Annotated in this window: 13 protein-coding genes and 2 pseudogenes; 5 read left to right on the forward strand and 10 right to left on the reverse strand. The window is 69.2% G+C overall.

Annotation, left to right across the window (positions count from 1 at the left end; genetic code table 11):
* Positions 1-33: 33 nt before the first annotated feature.
* The 6 genes and pseudogenes from OG395_RS53210 to OG395_RS53235 form a co-directional block, all read right to left on the reverse strand.
* A complete protein-coding gene (locus OG395_RS53210; RefSeq protein ID WP_327241338.1) occupies positions 34-1,224 on the reverse strand; it encodes an aspartate kinase in 1,191 nt (396 codons plus the stop codon).
* A gap of 4 nt (positions 1,225-1,228) precedes the next feature.
* Complete coding sequence (locus tag OG395_RS53215; protein WP_327241337.1) at positions 1,229-2,635, reverse strand: aspartate aminotransferase family protein; 1,407 nt, start codon at positions 2,633-2,635, stop codon at positions 1,229-1,231.
* Positions 2,632-6,783 carry a Pls/PosA family non-ribosomal peptide synthetase gene (locus OG395_RS53220; RefSeq protein WP_327241336.1) on the reverse strand — a complete coding sequence of 1,384 codons (4,152 nt, stop codon included), beginning with the start codon at positions 6,781-6,783 and terminating at the stop codon, positions 2,632-2,634. The genes OG395_RS53215 and OG395_RS53220 overlap by 4 nt, the downstream gene beginning before the upstream one ends.
* A gap of 238 nt (positions 6,784-7,021) precedes the next feature.
* Positions 7,022-8,326 (reverse strand): sensor histidine kinase, encoded by a 1,305-nt coding sequence (locus OG395_RS53225; RefSeq protein WP_327241335.1) that lies wholly within the window; start codon positions 8,324-8,326, stop codon positions 7,022-7,024.
* A gap of 1 nt (position 8,327) precedes the next feature.
* The gene (locus OG395_RS53230) at positions 8,328-9,014 is read right to left on the reverse strand and encodes a response regulator transcription factor (protein ID WP_327241334.1); all 687 of its coding nucleotides are present in this window, start codon (positions 9,012-9,014) and stop codon (positions 8,328-8,330) included.
* Between the two features lie 170 nt (positions 9,015-9,184).
* Positions 9,185-9,325 (reverse strand): annotated as a pseudogene (locus OG395_RS53235) (IS6 family transposase); the annotation flags it as partial.
* On the opposite strand from OG395_RS53235, the pseudogene OG395_RS53240 reads away from it, so the two are divergent.
* Positions 9,323-9,562: pseudogene (locus OG395_RS53240) on the forward strand (IS6 family transposase); the annotation flags it as partial. The pseudogenes OG395_RS53235 and OG395_RS53240 sit on opposite strands and share 3 nt — an antisense overlap.
* Positions 9,563-9,645: 83 nt before the next feature.
* Here the strand turns inward: OG395_RS53240 and OG395_RS53245 are convergent.
* Complete coding sequence (locus OG395_RS53245; RefSeq protein ID WP_327249231.1) at positions 9,646-11,274, reverse strand: transposase; 1,629 nt, start codon at positions 11,272-11,274, stop codon at positions 9,646-9,648.
* 249 nt (positions 11,275-11,523) lie between these two features.
* Here OG395_RS53245 and OG395_RS53250 point away from each other — a divergent pair, with 249 nt between their 5' ends.
* From OG395_RS53250 to OG395_RS53260, 3 genes are read left to right on the forward strand one after another with little or no spacing between them, the layout of a single operon-like run.
* Positions 11,524-12,537: an RNA polymerase subunit sigma-70 gene (locus OG395_RS53250; protein WP_327241333.1), complete on the forward strand. Its 1,014-nt coding sequence runs from the start codon at positions 11,524-11,526 to the stop codon at positions 12,535-12,537.
* A gap of 5 nt (positions 12,538-12,542) precedes the next feature.
* Entirely contained in the window at positions 12,543-12,851 is a 309-nt protein-coding gene (locus OG395_RS53255; protein WP_327241332.1) for a hypothetical protein, read from the forward strand.
* Entirely contained in the window at positions 12,835-13,287 is a 453-nt protein-coding gene (locus OG395_RS53260) for a DUF6069 family protein (protein WP_327241331.1), read from the forward strand. Before OG395_RS53255 ends, OG395_RS53260 begins: the two co-directional genes overlap by 17 nt.
* Positions 13,288-13,369: 82 nt before the next feature.
* Here OG395_RS53260 and OG395_RS53265 read toward each other — a convergent pair whose 3' ends face one another.
* Both OG395_RS53265 and OG395_RS53270 read right to left on the reverse strand, forming a co-directional pair.
* Positions 13,370-13,741 (reverse strand): integrase core domain-containing protein, encoded by a 372-nt coding sequence (locus tag OG395_RS53265; protein ID WP_327241330.1) that lies wholly within the window; start codon positions 13,739-13,741, stop codon positions 13,370-13,372.
* Positions 13,742-13,782: 41 nt separating this feature from the next.
* Entirely contained in the window at positions 13,783-14,619 is an 837-nt protein-coding gene (locus OG395_RS53270) for an AraC family transcriptional regulator (RefSeq protein ID WP_327249230.1), read from the reverse strand.
* A gap of 162 nt (positions 14,620-14,781) precedes the next feature.
* Here OG395_RS53270 and OG395_RS53275 point away from each other — a divergent pair, with 162 nt between their 5' ends.
* The gene (locus OG395_RS53275) at positions 14,782-15,645 is read left to right on the forward strand and encodes an alpha/beta fold hydrolase (RefSeq protein ID WP_327241329.1); all 864 of its coding nucleotides are present in this window, start codon (positions 14,782-14,784) and stop codon (positions 15,643-15,645) included.
* A gap of 629 nt (positions 15,646-16,274) precedes the next feature.
* On the opposite strand, the gene OG395_RS53280 is transcribed toward OG395_RS53275, so the two are convergent.
* Positions 16,275-17,108, reverse strand: a complete 834-nt coding sequence (locus OG395_RS53280; protein ID WP_327241328.1) for a PIG-L family deacetylase — start codon at positions 17,106-17,108, stop codon at positions 16,275-16,277.
* Positions 17,109-17,477: the final 369 nt, after the last annotated feature.

Raw genomic sequence — 17,477 nt, forward strand, 5'->3', positions numbered from 1 at the left:
GACGGTGTGCTGGAGGGGTTTGGCCGGTTCTGGTCATGGCTGCAGGGTCAGTTGGCCGTTGTGTCGTGGGACCGGTGGTTGCGGCGTGTGGGTGAGGAACGCCTTGTGTAGCGCGCGAACGGTGTCGGCAAGGTGGGAGGGAGGGCACATGAGGGTGATTCGTGTGTCCGTCATGGTCATGGGTGTGAACGGGATCCCGGCGCGTGTCAGGGTTCTGCGGAGTGTCGCGAGTGTTTCAGGGTGGGCGCACAGGCCGGACCCGATCAGTGAGGCGGTAGCGGTGTACTCGTCGTAGGGGACGTCGCCGTGTCCGGTGTGCAGGGGATACGAGCGCGGGGTGGACCATCCGGCGGCGGTGGATGTGGTTGCGTGGAGGCGCAGGGTTGCCGGTGCCGGTTCGGGGCGGCCGGGCAGAGTGATCTTGGTGTTGTGGGGGTTGTGGGTTATGGCGATGACGGTCGGGCTCTGCTGCGCGTACGTGACGTCGAAGAACTCGTCGGACACGATGGTTCCGGGGCAGTGGTCGTAGGATGAACGGACGTGGAGGGGCACGCCGTGCTTTTGGGCGTATTCCACGCTGGACAGGGCCAGTACCTTTGCGCCGCCGGCTGCCATTTCGCACATGTGCTGGTGAGTGAGGCAGGCCAGTGGCCGGGCTTCGGGGACGACTTTGGGGTCTGCGGTGTAGACCCCGGACACGTCGGTGTAGATCTCGCAGACGTCGGCCTTGAGTGCGGCTGCGAGGGCGACTGCGGTGGTGTCGGAGCCGCCGCGGCCGAGGGTGGTGACGTCGGCGCCGCCGTAGATCAGCCCCTGGAAGCCGGCTACCAGTGGGACGACGCCGCGGTCGAGTGCGTTGCGGACCCGGTATGGATGGACATCAATGATGTCGGCGCTGCCGTGGGTGTGCGAGGTGAGGATGCCGGTCTGCCAGCCGGTGAAGGAACAGGCCTCGGTGCCGAGGGCGTTGAGGGCCATGGCGGTCAGCGCGTTGGAGGCCTGTTCGCCCGTGGCCAGGAGGGCGTCGAGTTCCCGTGGGGGAGGAGCGGCGGTGATGTTCCGTGCGTCCGTCAGGAGCTGGTCCGTGGTGCCGCCCATGGCGGACATCACCACGACGACGTCGTGTCCCGCGTGGTGGGCGGCCGCGATGCGCTGGGCGACGGCCTTGATCCTGTCCAGGCTCGGGATGGAGGATCCGCCGTACTTCTGGACGAGCAGAGCCATGACGTCAGACGCCTTCTTTGGTGGAGCCGGCGAACGTCTTCGATGTGCAGGCTTGGACGACGTCGACGAGGATCGTGGTGGCGGTATCGATCACGTCGGCGGTGACGTTGAGCGGGGGCAGGATGCGGATGACGGCGTCCTCGCGCCCGCCGCGTTCGACGATGAGGCCGCGCCGCAGCGCTTGCGTCTGCACGGTTGCCGCGAGCTGCGGGGCGGGCCGTCCGTCGTCGTCGGGGCGGGCCAGTTCGATGCCCCACATCAGGCCGCGGCCGCGTACGTCGCGGACCCAGGGGTCGGTGACGAGTTCGCCGAGCGCGTTCGCGATCTGCTCGCTTCTGCGCCGTACGTTCCCCAGGACGTCGTCCCGGCGGAAGATGCGAATGGTCTCCACTCCTGCGGCGAAGGCGAGTTGGTTGCCGCGGAAGGTGCCGATGTGGGCGCCGGGCGCCCAGGTGTCGAGGGCGGCGTCGTAGAGGATGAGCGAGACCGGGATGCCGATGCCGGTGAGGGCCTTGGACAATACGATCACGTCGGGTTCGATGCCGTACTGCTCGAACGCGAACCAGGTGCCGGTGCGCCCGCAGCCGGTCTGCACCTCGTCGACGATCAAAGGGATGCGCAGGGCGCGGGTGATCACCCGCACGCGTCGCAGGAAGTCGGGGTGCGCGATGACCACGCCGCCTTCGCCCTGCACCACTTCCACGATGACGGCAGCGGGCAGCGGGACGCCGCCGAGGCTGTCGGTGAGTATCTGCTCTAGTTGGTCGGCGCACTCCTGCGGGCCGAGGCGGCTCGCTGGTCCCGCTGGGTACGGGCCGAGGGAGCCGTAGGGGAGGAAGTGGACACCGGGCATCCCGTCGTGGACAGGCGTCTTCTGTGAGACCAGCCCGCTGACGGCCATGGCGCCGTGCGTGCTGCCGTGGAAGCCGCCGCGGAAGGCGATGACACCCCCGCGACCGGTGGCGGTCTTGCAGAGCTTGAGGGCTGCCTCGACGGCGTTGGCTCCGGTGGGGCCGCAGAAGTGCACTTTCATCCGGGTGCGCAGGCGCGGCGACAGCATGGAGAGCTGGGCCTGGGTGAAGGCGTCCTTGACGGGGGTGGGGAAGTCCAGGCCGTGGGTGAGGGCGCTGAGTTGCCGGATCACGCTGCGGACGATCTCCGGGTGGTTGTGGCCAAGGGAGAGGACGCCCGCGCCGGCGAGGAAGTCGATGAAGACGTTCCCGTCGACGTCCTGGACGAAGCTCCCCGATCCCTCGGCGAGCGCGATGGGCAGGTGGCGGGGGTAGGTGCGGGCCCGCGACTCCCACTGTTCCTGACGCGCCAGCAGTGCTGCCGAACGTGGGCCGGGCAGCTCGCCGGCCACGTGCGGCCGTACCGGTCCGCGGGTTCCTGTGTGCAGTGGCGTGATCATGATGGGCCTCCCTGGGAGAAGGCGGAGAGCTGAGAAGGAAGACCGGGACCGGGATCGCGGTCCTGCGCCGTGCTGGTTGTGGACGCGCGGTCGTGGCGGGGCGCGGCGGGGATGCCCCGCCAGCGGGTGCCGTCCGGCAGGCATTCGCCCTTCATCACCAGGGACAGCGCGTCCAGGCGGGCACCGGCTCCGACGCGTGCGTCGTACAGGACGACGGAACGGAGTCCGATCGAGGCGCCGTCATCGACGGTGACCCGGTCCATCTTCATCACGCGGTCCTCGAACAGGTGGGTCTGCAGCGAGGTGAATTCGCCGACGGCGGCGTCGTCACCGACGTGGACCAGGTCGAACTCGGTCATGAAGGTCGTGGCGATCCAGACCCGGCGTCCGATGCGGGCGCCGAACATGCGCATCACCGTGCCCATCCACGGCGTGCCGGTGAGCAGGCTCACCATGACCGGCACCACGAGGTTCTCGTACAGGCCGGTGACCAGTTCCGTGCGCCGCACCCAGATGCTCCACAGGGGCTCCACGCGTGGCCGGTACGGTCCCACGACCGCCCACTTGACTGCCACGGCAGCCACCGTGCAGCCGAGACCGGCGCCCAGGAGCAGGGCGGGGCCGAGTATCACCACCACCGCGGGCGAGAGGGAACCCACCATGTGCAGTGCGGCGAACAGGACGCCGAGGACGCTCAGCGCGCTGACCGTCGCCGGAAGGGTGATCCGGAAGTACTCGATGGCCAGGCGCGCCGCGACAAGGCCGCGGCTCGGTGTGTAGGTCAGTTTCGCGGGGAAGGCCTGGCTCGCCTCGCGGCGGGGCAGGAAGATCGCCGGTGAACCGAGCCAGGTCGTCTCCGGGTCCATGGGCCTGGTCGGCGCGAGCGAGTGCACCCCGAGGAGGCTGTTGTCGCCGAGCCGGCAGGAGCCGGGCACCAGCGCGCCGTTACCGACGAAGCTTCGCCGTCCGATCTGCGCCGGGGCCAGGGCAATACGGCCCCGGTGGAAGATCGCCGGGCCCACGACGCTGACGTCGGCCAGGAAACTGCCTTCGCCGACAACGAGCATGTCGGGATCGACGAAGTTCACGGTGGCGACCTCGGCCCAGCGCCCCGTCCGTGCGCCCATCGCCCGCAGGAACGGCACGAGATAGAGGGTGGAGTACAGGGCCTGAGTCATGGTCAGGCTGATGAGCATCAGGCCGTCGCTGATCCACTTGCGCACCCCGAAAGCGCTGCGCTCGTGGTGGATCCCGGCGTGTGGTGCGGCGGGCATCACGATGCGTTTGGTTACGAGGGCGAAGAGGCAGGTGGCCAGGGGAACCAGCGGACCGGCCGCTGCCGCTGCCGCCAGGGCCCACACCAAGCCGTACCGCCAGGCGGTGTACTCCACCAGCGCCGAGGCGGAACCGAAGATCACCATCGGGCCCAGCACGAGCAGCAGCGCCCCCGCGCCGTACCCGGCGAGCACCCGCGCGGGCCAGGGTTCGTGGTCGGCTCGGGCTTCCAGGTCCCGCAGCAGTGCCGGCACGGTGTCCTGCCGGGTGGCCGGGGAGCCGGCCCAGTGCTCACCGGGCGGCACGACGCAGTCCTCCGGCACGAGCGACTGCTCGCCCACACTGGCGCCGTCGCCGATCACGGCCCCCGGCAGCACCACGCTGTTGGTCCCCACGAAGCACCCCGACCCGATCCGGATCGTTCCCAGGCGCAGGCGCCCGGACTCGACGGTGTAGGTCTGCAGCCTGGCCCCGTAGCCGATGCTCGTCCCCGCGCCGATCCGCAGCAGCGACGGTGGCGCCAGCATCGCCTGCAGGTGGCAGTGGCTGCCGATTTGCGCGCCGAGCAGGCGCAGGCACACGGCGAGCAGCGGAGAGCCGGCCAGCAGCCGCAGCGGCGTCAGCGCGAGGACCTTGCTCTGCATCCAGAACCGCCAGTACGTCACACCCCACAGCGGATAACGCCCCGGGCCGACCCCGGCCATCAGCAGTCGGCTCACTGGCAGCGGCAGCACCAGCAAGGTGATCGCGAGCCATCCGATCTCCAGTAGCGTGATCGCCGGGACCGGCAACCGGACGAGGTGGTCCAGGACTCCGGCGGTGGACGCCGGCACCCGGGTGTGCCCGGAGCGGAACAGCCGGTAGAACAAGACGGTCATCGCGAGTCCGGGCAGGAACAACCATGCGTACAGTCCGGCGAGCTGTGCCACGCCGCAGACCATCACCCGGGTCGTGGAGTGGTTCAGGGGAGCCGGGGCCGCCTCGGTAGTGGCCGGCGGCCCGGCCTGCGGCTCGGTGGCGAGGGCCTCGATGCAGGATGCCAGGCCCCTGAGGGTGGGGTGGGCGTACAGGTCCCCCATGGCCACGTCCCGCAGTTGGGGGTCCTGCCGCATCCGCGAGACCAGGCGGGCAGCGGTCATGGAGTGCCCGCCCAGGTCGCAGAAGAAGTCCTCCGTCACCGAGATCCCGTCGCACCCGAGCACGTCGGACCACAATCCGGCCAGCCGCTGTTCCAGCGGTGTCGCGGGGGCGGCGCGCGGTCGCGAGCGCCGGGTCAGCGGGGGCGAGATCGGGGCGGGAAGCGCGGCGCGGTCGACCTTGTCCGCGGCCAGCAGAGGGAACGCGGAAAGCACCTCCAGGTGCGCAGGCACCATGTATCCCGGCAGTCTGCCCTGCAGCCGGATCCGCAGACGCTCCCGCAGGTCTGCCTCCGAGACAGTGTCCGGCGCGGCGGCGAGGGTGACGTAGCCGACGAGGTCCTGAGCGGAGCCGTCGCGCTCCAGCGGCGTGACGACCGCGTTTTCCACCGCATCGTCCTCGCGCAGCACTTCCTCGATCTCCGCCAGTTCGATGCGGTAGCCGCGGATCTTCACCTGCGTGTCGACCCGGCCCAGGTACTCGATCTCGCCGGTCGTGGTGCGCCGTCCACGGTCCCCGGTGCGGTAGACCCGCGGGGCGGCCGCGCGGTCCCGGGCCACCGGGTTGGGGACGAACCGCTCCGCGGTGAGGGCGGGCCGGTTGACGTAGCCGATCGCCACGCCCGGGCCCCCGATGCAGATTTCCCCGGGCTCCCCTGTCGGAACGGCGCGAAGCGATTCGTCCAGGATATAGAGCCGGTACGTGGGCAGCGGGGCGCCGATGGTGACCGGCCGGTGCGGCACGGGTTCGCTGCAGCTAGCAGTCACCGTCGTCTCGGTCGGACCGTACGCGTTAAGAATGCGTACGTTGGGGCGCCACCAGCGGCGCACCAGGTCGGCGGGGCACGCCTCGCCGCTCAGGAGCAAGGTGCGCAGACGCGGCAGCTCCGGCTCGAGAGTCGCCAGCAGGGTGGGCACGCAGCACAGCACGGTGATACCGCGCTCGGCCAAAAACGCGGTGAGGTCCGGGCCCGCGATCCGGCCCCCGGCCGGCCCCGCGACCAGCGTCGCCCCCGCGATCCAAGCCGGCCAGATCTCCTCCAACGCGAAGTCGAAGGCGATCGACAGGCCCTGATAGACCCGGTCCCGACCGGTCACGCGGTAGAACGGCGTGACCACCCGCAGGAAGTTCACGATGCTCGCGTGCGAGACCACCACGCCCTTGGGCCGTCCGGTGGTGCCCGATGTGTAGATGACGTAGCACGGAGAGGAGGGGGCGATCTCGACACCGGGCCGACCGGCCGGCAGCGCGGCCAGCCGATCGACCACGCGGTCCACCTCCAGCACCGCGCACGGCAGGTGCAGGGTCCGGTCGGACAAGGATGACGACGTCACGAAGTCGCGCAGCCCCGCGTCCCGAACGATGAACTCCAGCCGGTCGGCCGGGAACGCCGGATCCAGTGGCACATAGCTCGCCCCCGACTTGATCACGCCGAGCAGCGCCACATAGGAGTCCAGGGACCGGTCGAGCAGAATGCCCACGCCGTCGCCCGGCCCCACCCCTCGCGCCAGAAGCAACCGGGCCAGCCGATTCGCCTGCCGGTCGAGCTCGGCGTAGGAGAGCCGTTCCGCACCGCACTCCACGGCGGTGCACTCCGGGCCCCTGTCGCATGCGCGCTCGAAGCACTCGTTCAGGAGTCGCACATCGGACCAGAACTGACTACTTGCCTCTGGGGGCCCATCCTGTACGGCGGCACAGGCCTCGTCGGGCGGTGGCAGTTCCCTCTGCCCTGTCATCGCTACCGTCTCCCTCTGCAGCGAACCGCTCCCGGGTTGCTGTCCGGTATGACCGCGACGCGGCGATCCCCGATCACGGGACTCTGCCGACATCAATCACGCTATCGAGCACCTGGTTAGCGTCCGCTGTGGGGAGGGTTAGGCCACGGTTAAAGCGTGCGTTTGAGCGTCCGCACTTCAACGTCGCCGAGGTCGCAATCATCGACAAGCGCCGCCTGCCAAGCGCGGGTGCCTGCGGTCAGGCCAGGTCAGAGCCTGAGTTCTGCGGGTTCGGCCGGGGGATGAGCCAGGTGAAGCAGGGACGCGGGGCCCGGCGGGAGACAAACAGCCGCCCCCCTTCGGCCTCCACCAGGGATCGGGCGAGCGTCAGCCCGAGGCCGTGCTCTTCGCCCGCCGGGCGGCGGGCGAAGACGTCCTGGCCTTCGGGCAGCCCCGGGCCCTGGTCTTCGACATCGACGGCCAGGACCTCGCTGGCGTCCCTGGCCCGCACGGTCACCTCTCCCCGGCCGTGGGACGCGGCGTTGGCGATCAGCACATCGAGTACCTGGAAAGCGGCTTGCCGGGAACCGACGGCCGGCGGCAGGTCGTCCTCGACCACCACCCGCAGCCGACGGCCCGCCACCGCGAGATCGTCCCACCATCGCCCTCGGGCTTCCGCGAGCAGAGCCGCTACATCCAGCAAGGTTCGCTCCGGTACGTCGCGCGCCAGGGCCAGCAGGTCGTCCACGATCGTCGTCATATGGTCCAGCGACTCCAGCGCTGCACGCATCGCTGCGTGCGGGTCGGAGGGTGGACTGACGGTGAGTTCGCTCTCCAGCTCCAGGCGCGTACGGGCCAGCGCGGTGCGCAACTGGTGGGATGCATCGGCGCTGAAGGCCCGCTCCCGCTGCAGCAGCCGGTCAAGCCGGTCGGCGGCACGGTTCAAGGCGATGGCAACCGCGTCGGCCTCCGGCAGCCCGCAGGTGGCGGCCCGCGCGGTCAGTTCACCGTTCTCCAGTCGCCGCGCGGTCGCCGCCAGCGCCTCGAACGGCTGCGCCAGTCTCCTGCTGGACCGCACGGACACCAGGGCCGCGGCGCCGACGGCCAAGGCTCCGAGCCCTCCCATGGCAAGCCAGGTGAGCGCCGAACGGCGCCACGCCCACGCGCCGCTACGGCTGACCTGAACCGCACCGCGCACACGCTTGGCGGACCCCACCGGCACCGCCACGACCAGGTTCCCGCCGACCTGGCGGGACTGCGCGGAGCCCGCCAGGGCAGCCCGTACAGCGGCATCACCATTCGCCGGCCCCGAACCGGTCACCAGACGTGCTCTGGTGTCGTACACCGCCAGCCGTGTGCCGGACCGCAGACGCGGCAACTCACGCGGGTCGAGCTCCCGAACCTGCGTGGGGAGGGTCAGCGCGGCACGGTCGGCAGCCCGTTCCAGCTCACGGATCTCGTCCTGCTGGTACAGGCGCAGCACCGCCACTGCCAGCGGAACGGCGAACAGCAACAGCGCGCATAGCACCGCGACGACCGTGGCCTGCAGGATGCGGCGGCGCACCTCAGGCGTCCGACGGGGGCTCGAGACGGTACCCGAAGTGCCGCAGCGTGGTGATGTGCACCAGGTCCCCCAGCTTGCGGCGCAGCGCCGCGACGTGCACGTCCAGGGTCTTGGTCGAGCCGAACCAGTTCTCGTCCCAGACCCGGCTCATCAGTTCCTCCCTGCTTACCGCCTGTCCCGATGCCGCCGCCAGCACGGCCAGCAGGTCGAACTCCTTCGGCCGCAGTTCCACCTCACCCTCGGGCGTCAGGCACCGCCGCGCCGCGCGGTCGATCACCAGCCGCCCATGCACGAGGCCCGCCGCTTCCGCCGTGTCGCCGCCGTCCGCCGCCCGCCGCAGGTGCGCCGTCACCCGCGCCACGAGCTCGGCGAGTCGGAACGGCTTGGTGAGGTAGTCGTCGGCGCCCGACTCCAGCGCCTGGATGACGTCCAATTCCCCGGTGCGGGCCGTCAGCACCACCAGCACCGCGCCCGGCAGCCGGTCCCGCAGCCGCTGGCACAGCTCGAAGCCGTCCACGTCCGGCAGCCCCAGGTCGAGCAGCAGCAGGTCGACGCCGCCATCGGCGGCCCTGGCCAGAGCTGCCGCGCCGTCCTGGCACCAGTCGCTGTCATGTCCGACATTGCGCAGCGAGGCCGCAAGCTTGGGTCCGATAGAGGCGTCGTCCTCCACGATCACGATGTGCGCCACACCACGAACGCTAACCACACAATCACGCACTGACCACTTGCCAACCCGCCTGCGCTCGCGTCGCGAACTCCAGCGCCACACGGGTGTCCGAGGCCCCGGCATTTCTGCTGCGTGTGCAGTGCGGACCCCCGTCCTCGCTATCCGGGCCCTGACCCCGGATCTTGGACACCGGAGAGACTTGGATCTTGAAGGTGCTCGACGGAAGGCATCACCTCGCGGTGCGCGACCCCGTAACTGCGGAGCTTGTCCGTGACCACCACTCGCGGCACCGAGCGCGTCTTCTTGAGGAGCTTGCGGAAGAAACGCTTGGCCTCAACAACCGGGCCGAGAACTCCCACCAGCCGACCCGGCAACGAGAACGCGCCATGAAGGGCTTCCGCAGCGTCGGCGGAGCCCAGCGGTTCCTGTCCGCGTTCAGCGGCATCTCACCCCACTTCCGACTCCGACGCCACCTGATGACCGCCACCGACCACCGCGCCGAAATGACCGTCCGCTTCGCGATCTGGGAGCAGATCACCGGCACTGCCGGCCTGCCCGCCACGGCCTGAGTGCGGAGCCGGAACCGACCCCAGCACGCCCCGGCACCCCGCCAAGCGCCAACACCTTCGACAACGTGACAACGCCACCGTTCCTAACCAGTGCGCATGAGTGAGTCCTGGACCCACTGTTGCGTACTGGGCGCATCCCGAACGGTGTTGGATGCGCTGGGTTCCCGCTTTCGCTTCCCGCTCGGCGACGGTCCTCCAGGGGGCCGGTCCGTTGCGGGTGGGCGGGTTCCCTCACGCCCCCGGTCACCTGACCCGGCCTGGACGGTCCGATGCCCCACACGATCACTCCGGTCGCGTGGGGGCGGTGCCGTCCGACGCCGGACCGGGTATCCAAGGGCACGTCGTCCGATCGCGATGCCCGCGGCATCGTGACGAGACATGGTGCGGTGGGGGGTGACCAGCGGCTTCTGCCAGTGCTGACCACCCCACAGGGAGGTGTAGGCGGGATCGACCGCGACAATGCTCAGGCCGTGTTCGGCGGCCATCGACACCAGCCGGGCCTTGAGCTTGCCGGTCGGGATACCGGAGACGAGCTGCCTAAACCGCTTGCGGCGGCCGTGCTTCTCCCGGGTCTTCTCAGGCGCGAAGTCGAGGTCTTCGATGCCGATCGCGGCGACACCGACAGACTTGGCCCAGTTGATCAGGCGGGTCAGCGCGTGACGGATCTGTGCGTCACGGTGACCGGCCGAACCGGACAGGTCGTAGGGGAAACGATGCGGCCCGCCGACCGGGTTGCCGTGCCGGTCGAGCCGGTAGGCGGCGAAGTGGTCGGCGTTGGTGTCGACACCGATCATCCCCCGGGCGCGGGCGGTCTCCAACGGGACGATCCGGACGGCGGGGCGTTGCCAGGATGCGGTGAGGTACCAGCGTCCGCGGTTCACATCGAGGTGGATGCGGTAGGCGACGGCCCGGTGCGCTTCGATGCGGTCGGCCCACTCCGCGCCCCGGTGCGCGAACGCCACGATGGAGGTGAGGGTGTACCGGCCATGCCTGGTGTTGGCCAGGTGCGCGAGCGGGGCTGGCAGTTTGATGCTGACTTCGCCGTCCGGGGTGACGCGGATCGTCTCGTTCCCGAACCGCTTCCCCGACTCACCGTCGGCAGCGATGAACCAGCGTTCCGCCTCCCAGCGTTGTCGCCACTGGTCTTCGGTGAGCTGGGCCTCGGTGAGGTGGTGGCGGGTGTTGAGGAGACGTTTCCCGCCCCGTACCACCCGGACCCGTCCGGCCTGCCAGTCGGCCACAGCAGCAGCATGCCTGGCTTCCAGTGCCGCGAGGCGGCGGGACTTGCGGAACCACTCGCCCTTCGACCGATAACCACCCGCCGCACGCTTGGTGCCCTTCTCCCCGACCGGGAGGGACAGCCGGTGCCGCAGCATCGTGATCCCGGCCGCCAGGTTCTGGATGTGCGCTGCCTGGCAACGGCGTGCGAGCGCCCACTGATCGTGCGTGGCCTTCGTGATGGCCCCCGCGATCCGCGACGACGACACCCCGGTCAGCTCCCGCTTCCGCGACGCCCACGTATCCGCGCTGTGCCCCAGACCATCCGCACAGCGGGCCTTGAGATCACCGGAAGCCAGCGCCCCCTGATGTGCACCGACCGCACGCAGCACCCTCTCGTCCTGGGGCGTGAGGTGTCTGAGGCGGTCCCGGACCGCCACCCCGCAAGGCCCAGGCACCACGAAGGACACGGCCAACTCCCGCAGACCACCCACCACATCACCCCAACCCTCCAGACCGGACACCTACCACCCGACCCAACGAGCAGCAGCCACCAAGGTCACCCATTCGACCCCAGAACCCCCGTTCCCACCCCCACAAATCCACCCACAGGACTCACTCCCGCTCGCTACAACTCACTTCAATGCAGCAAACCGACAGCAGCTCGCAACCCTGGTGATGAGTTGTCGCGCCCGCACCCGTCATACCTACGACGGGACACGACGAGACGGAAGGATGACGTGATGAATGCGGACACGCGGCTGGAGGAGCTGGGCGAGAGCGGTCTGGGCGGGAGCGGTCTGGGCGAGGTCGACGAGCCGGCGTTCTCGGGGCTGGCGGAGCGGCACCGGCGAGAGCTGCACGTGCACTGCTACCGGATGCTCGGGTCGTTCGAGGACGCCGAGGACACCGTGCAGGAGACGTTCCTTCGTGCCTGGCGGCGGCGGGAGACCTTCGAGGGGCGGTCAACGTTCCGGGCCTGGCTGTACCGGATCGCGACCAACGCCTGCCTGGACCTGCTCGCCAAACGCCGCCCGGAGCCCGCGACCGGCGGCGAGGTGCTGTGGCTGCAGCCCTACCCGGACCGGCTGCTCGACGAGCTGCCCGCGGGAGACGCGGACGAGCCGGAGACCGTCGCCGTCGCGCGGGAGACGATCGAGCTGGCGTACCTCGTCGCCGTCCAGCACCTCGCGCCGCGCCCGCGCGCCGTACTCATCCTGCGCGACGTGCTCGGCTGGCCGGCGAAGGACGTCGCGGAGCTCCTCGGCGACTCCGTCAACTCCGTCAACAGCGCGCTGCAGCGGGCCCGCGCCGGCATGCGGGAGCACCTGCCCGCCGAGCGGCAGGACTGGACCGGCGGCGCCGAGGACTCCGGGACGCGCGAGCTGGTACGTCGCTTCACCGACGCCAGCGTGGCCACCGACGTCGACCGGCTCGCCGACATGCTCCGTGACGACGTCCGCTGCTCGATGCCGCCCACGCCGGGCCTGTCCCTGGGCCGCGACGCGGTGGTGACCGGCTGGGTCGAGGACGGCTTCGAGGGCATGCAGGGACTGCGCGGCGTCCCCACGTCGGTGAACCGGCAGCCCGCCGTCGCCTTCTACCTCTGGAACGAGCGCGAGGGCGCCTACCTGCCGTTGACGCTCGACGTCCTGCGCGTCACCGGCGGGGCGATCACCGAGATCGTCATCTTCCACGCCGACCAGTTCCCGCGGCTCGGGCTGCCGGAGCGCCTGCCGGCGGACGGCACGGAGTAGTCCCGATGTGGACGCTCGCGCTGCGCGGTGGCACGCGTGTCGCGGTGGTCGCAGCGGAATGGTGCGACGCGTTCGGCGTCGTCACCCGCGGGCGGGTGCAGCTGGAGCTGCGCGACGGCGAGCCCGGGCCGGTTCTCGGACGCGGCGCCGGGTTCTGGCTCCGCGGCACCGGCGTCCGCGCCCTGCGCAACCCCGGCCGTCGCACGGCGAGGGTGCGCATCGTCACCCCCAAGGCCAGGACCGTCACATGCCAGTCAACACACCCGTACGCCAGTTACCGAATGATGGAGGAACGACATGAACAGCATGAATGACACCGGCGTCGTCGCAGGCCCGGCATCGGGCCGGACCAGCCACACCCACCGACTCCGCAGGCTCGCCGGCACCGGCTTCATTGCCACGCTCGCAGCGATGGTGGCCACCACCCTCGCCGCTGCGCTTGCCCAGGCCGTTGGCGTCGACTTCGAGGTCCCCGATGGTGGCGAGACGATCCCGTTAGCCGGGTTCGCCGTGGTGACCGGCTTCTTCTCGGTCATGGGCATCGTCATTGCCGTCGCTATTCTTCGTTGGAGCGCTCGCCCCGCCAAGCGATTCGTGTGGACGGCAGTGTCGCTGACCGCGATCTCGATGGTCCCGCCCCTCCTCTCCGGGGCAAACACCGCCACCACCGCCCTTCTCGGGCTACACCTCGTCCCTGCGACGGTGATGATCCCCACCCTGGCGCGGAGCCTCCGCACCCGGACCGATTGACGATCCCGCAACGGAACAACACGCGGCGCAAGGACGTGCCGAGCGCACTGATGTCAATCCCCTGGAAACGTAGAGGCCTTCCTTACGCGGCTTGGTCCTTCTGATGGTGCTCGGCGCGTGCTTCGCTGAGGGTGCGTTCGAACTCGATTGGCGGTAGGCCGGCGGCCCCGCTGTGGCGGCGGCGCGGGTTGTAGAAGTCCGTGATCCAGGTGGCGATCTTCAGCCGGGCCTCGGCGCGGGTGGCGAACTGGTTGCGGTGGGTGTACTCGACCTTGATCAGCGAGTTGAACGACTCGGCGGCGGCATTGTCCAGGGCTGATCCCACGCGCCCCATGGACTGCACCACGCCTAGCCTGTCGCACAGGTTGTTGTACGCCTCGCTGGTGACTTGTAGGGCCTCGCGCTCGGCTTCATACGGCGACGCTGCGACCTGCGACTTCTTCCGCTGTCTCACGCCACTTCAACTGTGGGCCGTCTCAACGTCGCTGCCCTTCCTCAGCGACCCCCTCGTGAGCCGACGTCGGTAACGGCGACCGAGCCGAGATCCGTGGAAACGTGGGTCTTGGGTGGGCGTTTCACGGTCGGCCATGCGCGGTCGTCCACCGTCAGGAATGGCTCGCCCAACACGGTCGCCGGAGTTGTACCGGTGAACGCCACGACGTCCCGATGCAGATGGGACTGGTCGTAGTAGCCGCCGTCCGCCGCGACTTGGGCTGCCCCTTCACCCGCGACCAGACGGTGCACGGCATGGTCGAAGCGGACCAGCTTCGCGGCACTTTTCGGTGGAATGCCGATGTGCGAGTGGAACCGGGACCACAGACGCTTGCGGCTCCATCCGAGTTCGGCCGCCAGGTGGTCGACCCGGACGAGGCCCCTGCCGACGACGATCCGGTTCCAGGCCCAGGCCACCGCCGGGTCCACCAGCGACCGCGCCTCAAAACGACGGGCGAGCAACGCGTCCGTGAACGCGAAGCGGCCCTCCCACGAGGGGATTTCGCCCAGTTGCTCGCGAATCCGTGACGCCTCCCTGCCCCACACCTCGTCGAGGGACACCAGGGAACCGGCCAGATCGGCCGGACAGGAGCCCAGAACCGCCCCTGCGACCACTGGGGACAGGCGCACCTGCACGCACTCGACATGTTCGCCCCACGCCCGAACCCCGCCTCCGGAGCCGAACCCGGGCCCGGCGACGAGACTTCCCCGATGTCGCCGCCCACCGCCATCCTCCACGGTGGACGCGCTCGCCCCGAACTCCAGGATCAGCATCACGGCCGGATGCGGAACCACTCGCAGGCCACCAACGAGCGGGCCGGGGACCCGGAACCCGGCCATATCGACACCAGCCACCCGGCTGGGCCGCTGCGGACGTGCGACGTCCCACACAGCGGGATCGTCACGTTCACTCATGGTGGACCCCATCACCAAATGCTACGCGGGCCAAGGAGGGAACATTTATCCAAGCCGCCGGTGTGCACCGGCGGCGACAGTGGACTCATGACCCCTCCCGACAGGCACCCTCATATGACCGGCGACGCCGGCGCCCCTGAGGATTCGATCCTCTGCCTGGAGCACGGCGACATCTACGTTTGCCAGGATGGCCCTCGCGACGCCCCCGTGCTCCTGCTCATCCATGGATCCGCCACCTCGAGCCGTTCGTGGGACGCCCTGGTTCCGCTGCTCACCACGCTCCATCGCGTCATCCGGATCGACCTGCCGGGGCACGGCCGCTCGGCCGAACCGGTCGACGGCGATTACGCGACCCCGGAGCAGGGACGCAGGATCGGCACGGCACTGGACCGGCTCGGCGTCGAGCACGCCATAGTCGTCGGCCACTCCAGCGGTGGCTATGCCGCCACCGCTCTCGCCGAGCAACGCCCCGACCTGGTGACCGCGCTCGCGCTCATCAACACCGGCCCCAGCATGGATGCCTTCATCGCACAGGGGCCCACCGCGTTCCACCCCGCGCAGTGGCCACCGACCGACGAGCAGATCCGCCAGTTCGCGAGCACCGGATTCCGCGTGGGATACCAGGTCCCACAAGAACTCGTCGACGAACTGCGTGGCATGACCTACCGCGCGGTCACCGCAGCAATGCAGGCGTCCACCGCCTATCTGAACCAGCAGGCGCTCCCGGATCGACTGATGGCCCTCGGTAAGCCGCTGCAGGTAATCTTCGGCGACCAAGACCGCAGATGGCGACCCTCCTCCGCGGCCGACTACCGCGTCGTTCCGGGCGCGAAAGTCGAGTTGCTGCCCGGCGCCGGACACACACCCATTCTGGAGGATCCGCAGCAAACCGCCGCACTTCTCGTGTCCTTCGCCGAGTTCCACACCGTTCGAGCGCCCAAGGCCACTTGACGATTTTGCCCAATACGGCAGGTCTGCGAATGATGGCCGCGCCTTGCGAGTCTCAGCTTCATGGCGCATCCGATTCGGATCCGACATCAACTCGGAGAATCCGACGCGAAGATTGAGACCCTGCAACGGGTGTAAATTCTCGCGGCTCGTTGCATGCTCCAGCTCTGTGACCTGGGGATTTTCTAGTTGTCTCACGTTCGCTTCATAAGTGCAGTCGATATGCAGTCAGGCGTGAGACTGTGCAGCGAAGCCTGAGACCCTACATGGCTTGTAGGGTCTCGCGGTTGGTGTCGGAGACCGCCCTCGTGACCTGCTGCTTCTTCCGTTGCCTCACGGCGTGTCGAATATCGGAGCCTCGGCTTCGTGTCGCTTCCTCGGCGGGCTTGTGACCTGGGCTGTCGCGCACCTTCCAAGTCAGCAGCCCGCAGGTCTCCCACCTGTGCGATTGCCAGGCGGTTTGAGGACGAGCGCGGTGTCGGGTCGGAAGTGCGGGCACGCGTCGACGCCGTCGGCGAGGGCCTGGACGCGGGCTGCCGGAACGGAACTCGCGTGGACAAGCCTCCGGGTGTGTGACCCGCTCGATCGCGCCATGCGGCCGATGCGCTTTCCCAGCCAGTCGGACGGGCGGATCAGCGCAGCCCGGCGAAGAGATCGTTCTCGGGTATGGCCGAGCCGGTGGCGTCCTGGACACGTACGAAGGTCTCCATGCCCATCAACTCGCCGAACCTCTCCTTGCCCATCTTGAGGAAGAAGATGTTCTCGCCCTGACTGGCGTGCGCGGCCAACGCGTCGAACTTTTGACAGCTGAACGCGGTGGTGTCCACCCACGTGGTGATCTCATCATCGGGGAGGCCGATCTCGGCCATCGCGGCGGTCTCGGCAGAATCCGGCTCCGGCATGTCCTCATGAAACTCGCGCATGATCTCGCCGAACCGCTGCATCATCGAGCGGGGCATCGTGGTCCAGTACACCTTCGGCGTCAGCGCGGTCATCTCCAGCGCCGCCATCGTGATGCGGTGGGCCTGGATGTGGTCGGGGTGGCCGTAGAAGCCGTTCTCGTCGTAGGTGACGACCACATCAGGTCGGTAGTGCCGCATGAGTTCCGCGAGTCGGGCCGCGCCTTCCTGCACGGGGGTCTGCCAGAAGGATCCGAGGGCGTCGTTGCTCGGCCAGCCCGTCATCCCGGAGTCGGCATAGTCCAGCATCTCCAGATCGCTGACCTTCAGGACGTCACAGCTCGCCTCAAGTTCTTGACGGCGCATCAAGGCGACCGCCGCCGGATCGTGCCCGGGATCGCCCGGCTTGATACCTCCCGGTCCGTCACCGCAACCGCCGTCGGTACACGTCACGAGAACCGTGCGGATGCCTTCCGCCGCGTACCGCGCGAGGACCCCTCCGGTTCCGGTGGCCTCGTCGTCGGGGTGGGCGTGTACTGCCATGAGCGTCAAGGGCCGGTCAGTCATGAAACAGTCCTCCTGCAGAAATACGTCTTGGTCCGAGTGCGCGGCGGGCGTACCGCGATCCTGGGGCCCGGATCCTGGTGGGGCGGACGACCTTGTGGCCTCCGTGTTCCCCGCCCGCGCGGCGCCGGTCCCTCGGTCGATGCAACCGTGCCGGCCGGACCGTCTGTTCCCGGCGCGGCCGCTTGGCCTTCCAGGCGTCGGCGTTTCAACGCGAACGAGGTACAGGCGCGACCTGCATGTCTCAACGCCACGTCGGATCCGACTTCCATCCGGCACCAGCCGTGCGATTCCGATACAAAATTTGAGACCCTACATGACTTGTAGGATCTCGCGGCTCATGTCCCAGGGCATCGTGCTGACCAGTGAGCT

The sequence above is a fragment of the Streptomyces sp. NBC_01320 genome (assembly GCF_035974375.1).
Lineage (GTDB): Bacteria > Actinomycetota > Actinomycetes > Streptomycetales > Streptomycetaceae > Streptomyces > Streptomyces yanii.

Coding starts and splice junctions, on each gene's coding strand:
- OG395_RS53210 (WP_327241338.1), bottom strand. CDS start 1,224: ATGGCTCTGCTCGTCCAGAAGTACGGCGGATCCTCCATCCCGAGCCTG.
- OG395_RS53215 (WP_327241337.1), bottom strand. CDS start 2,635: ATGATCACGCCACTGCACACAGGAACCCGCGGACCGGTACGGCCGCAC.
- OG395_RS53220 (WP_327241336.1), bottom strand. CDS start 6,783: ATGACAGGGCAGAGGGAACTGCCACCGCCCGACGAGGCCTGTGCCGCC.
- OG395_RS53250 (WP_327241333.1), top strand. CDS start 11,524: ATGAATGCGGACACGCGGCTGGAGGAGCTGGGCGAGAGCGGTCTGGGC.
- OG395_RS53255 (WP_327241332.1), top strand. CDS start 12,543: ATGTGGACGCTCGCGCTGCGCGGTGGCACGCGTGTCGCGGTGGTCGCA.
- OG395_RS53260 (WP_327241331.1), top strand. CDS start 12,835: ATGAACAGCATGAATGACACCGGCGTCGTCGCAGGCCCGGCATCGGGC.
- OG395_RS53270 (WP_327249230.1), bottom strand. CDS start 14,619: ATGGCCGGGTTCCGGGTCCCCGGCCCGCTCGTTGGTGGCCTGCGAGTG.
- OG395_RS53275 (WP_327241329.1), top strand. CDS start 14,782: ATGACCCCTCCCGACAGGCACCCTCATATGACCGGCGACGCCGGCGCC.
- OG395_RS53280 (WP_327241328.1), bottom strand. CDS start 17,108: ATGACTGACCGGCCCTTGACGCTCATGGCAGTACACGCCCACCCCGAC.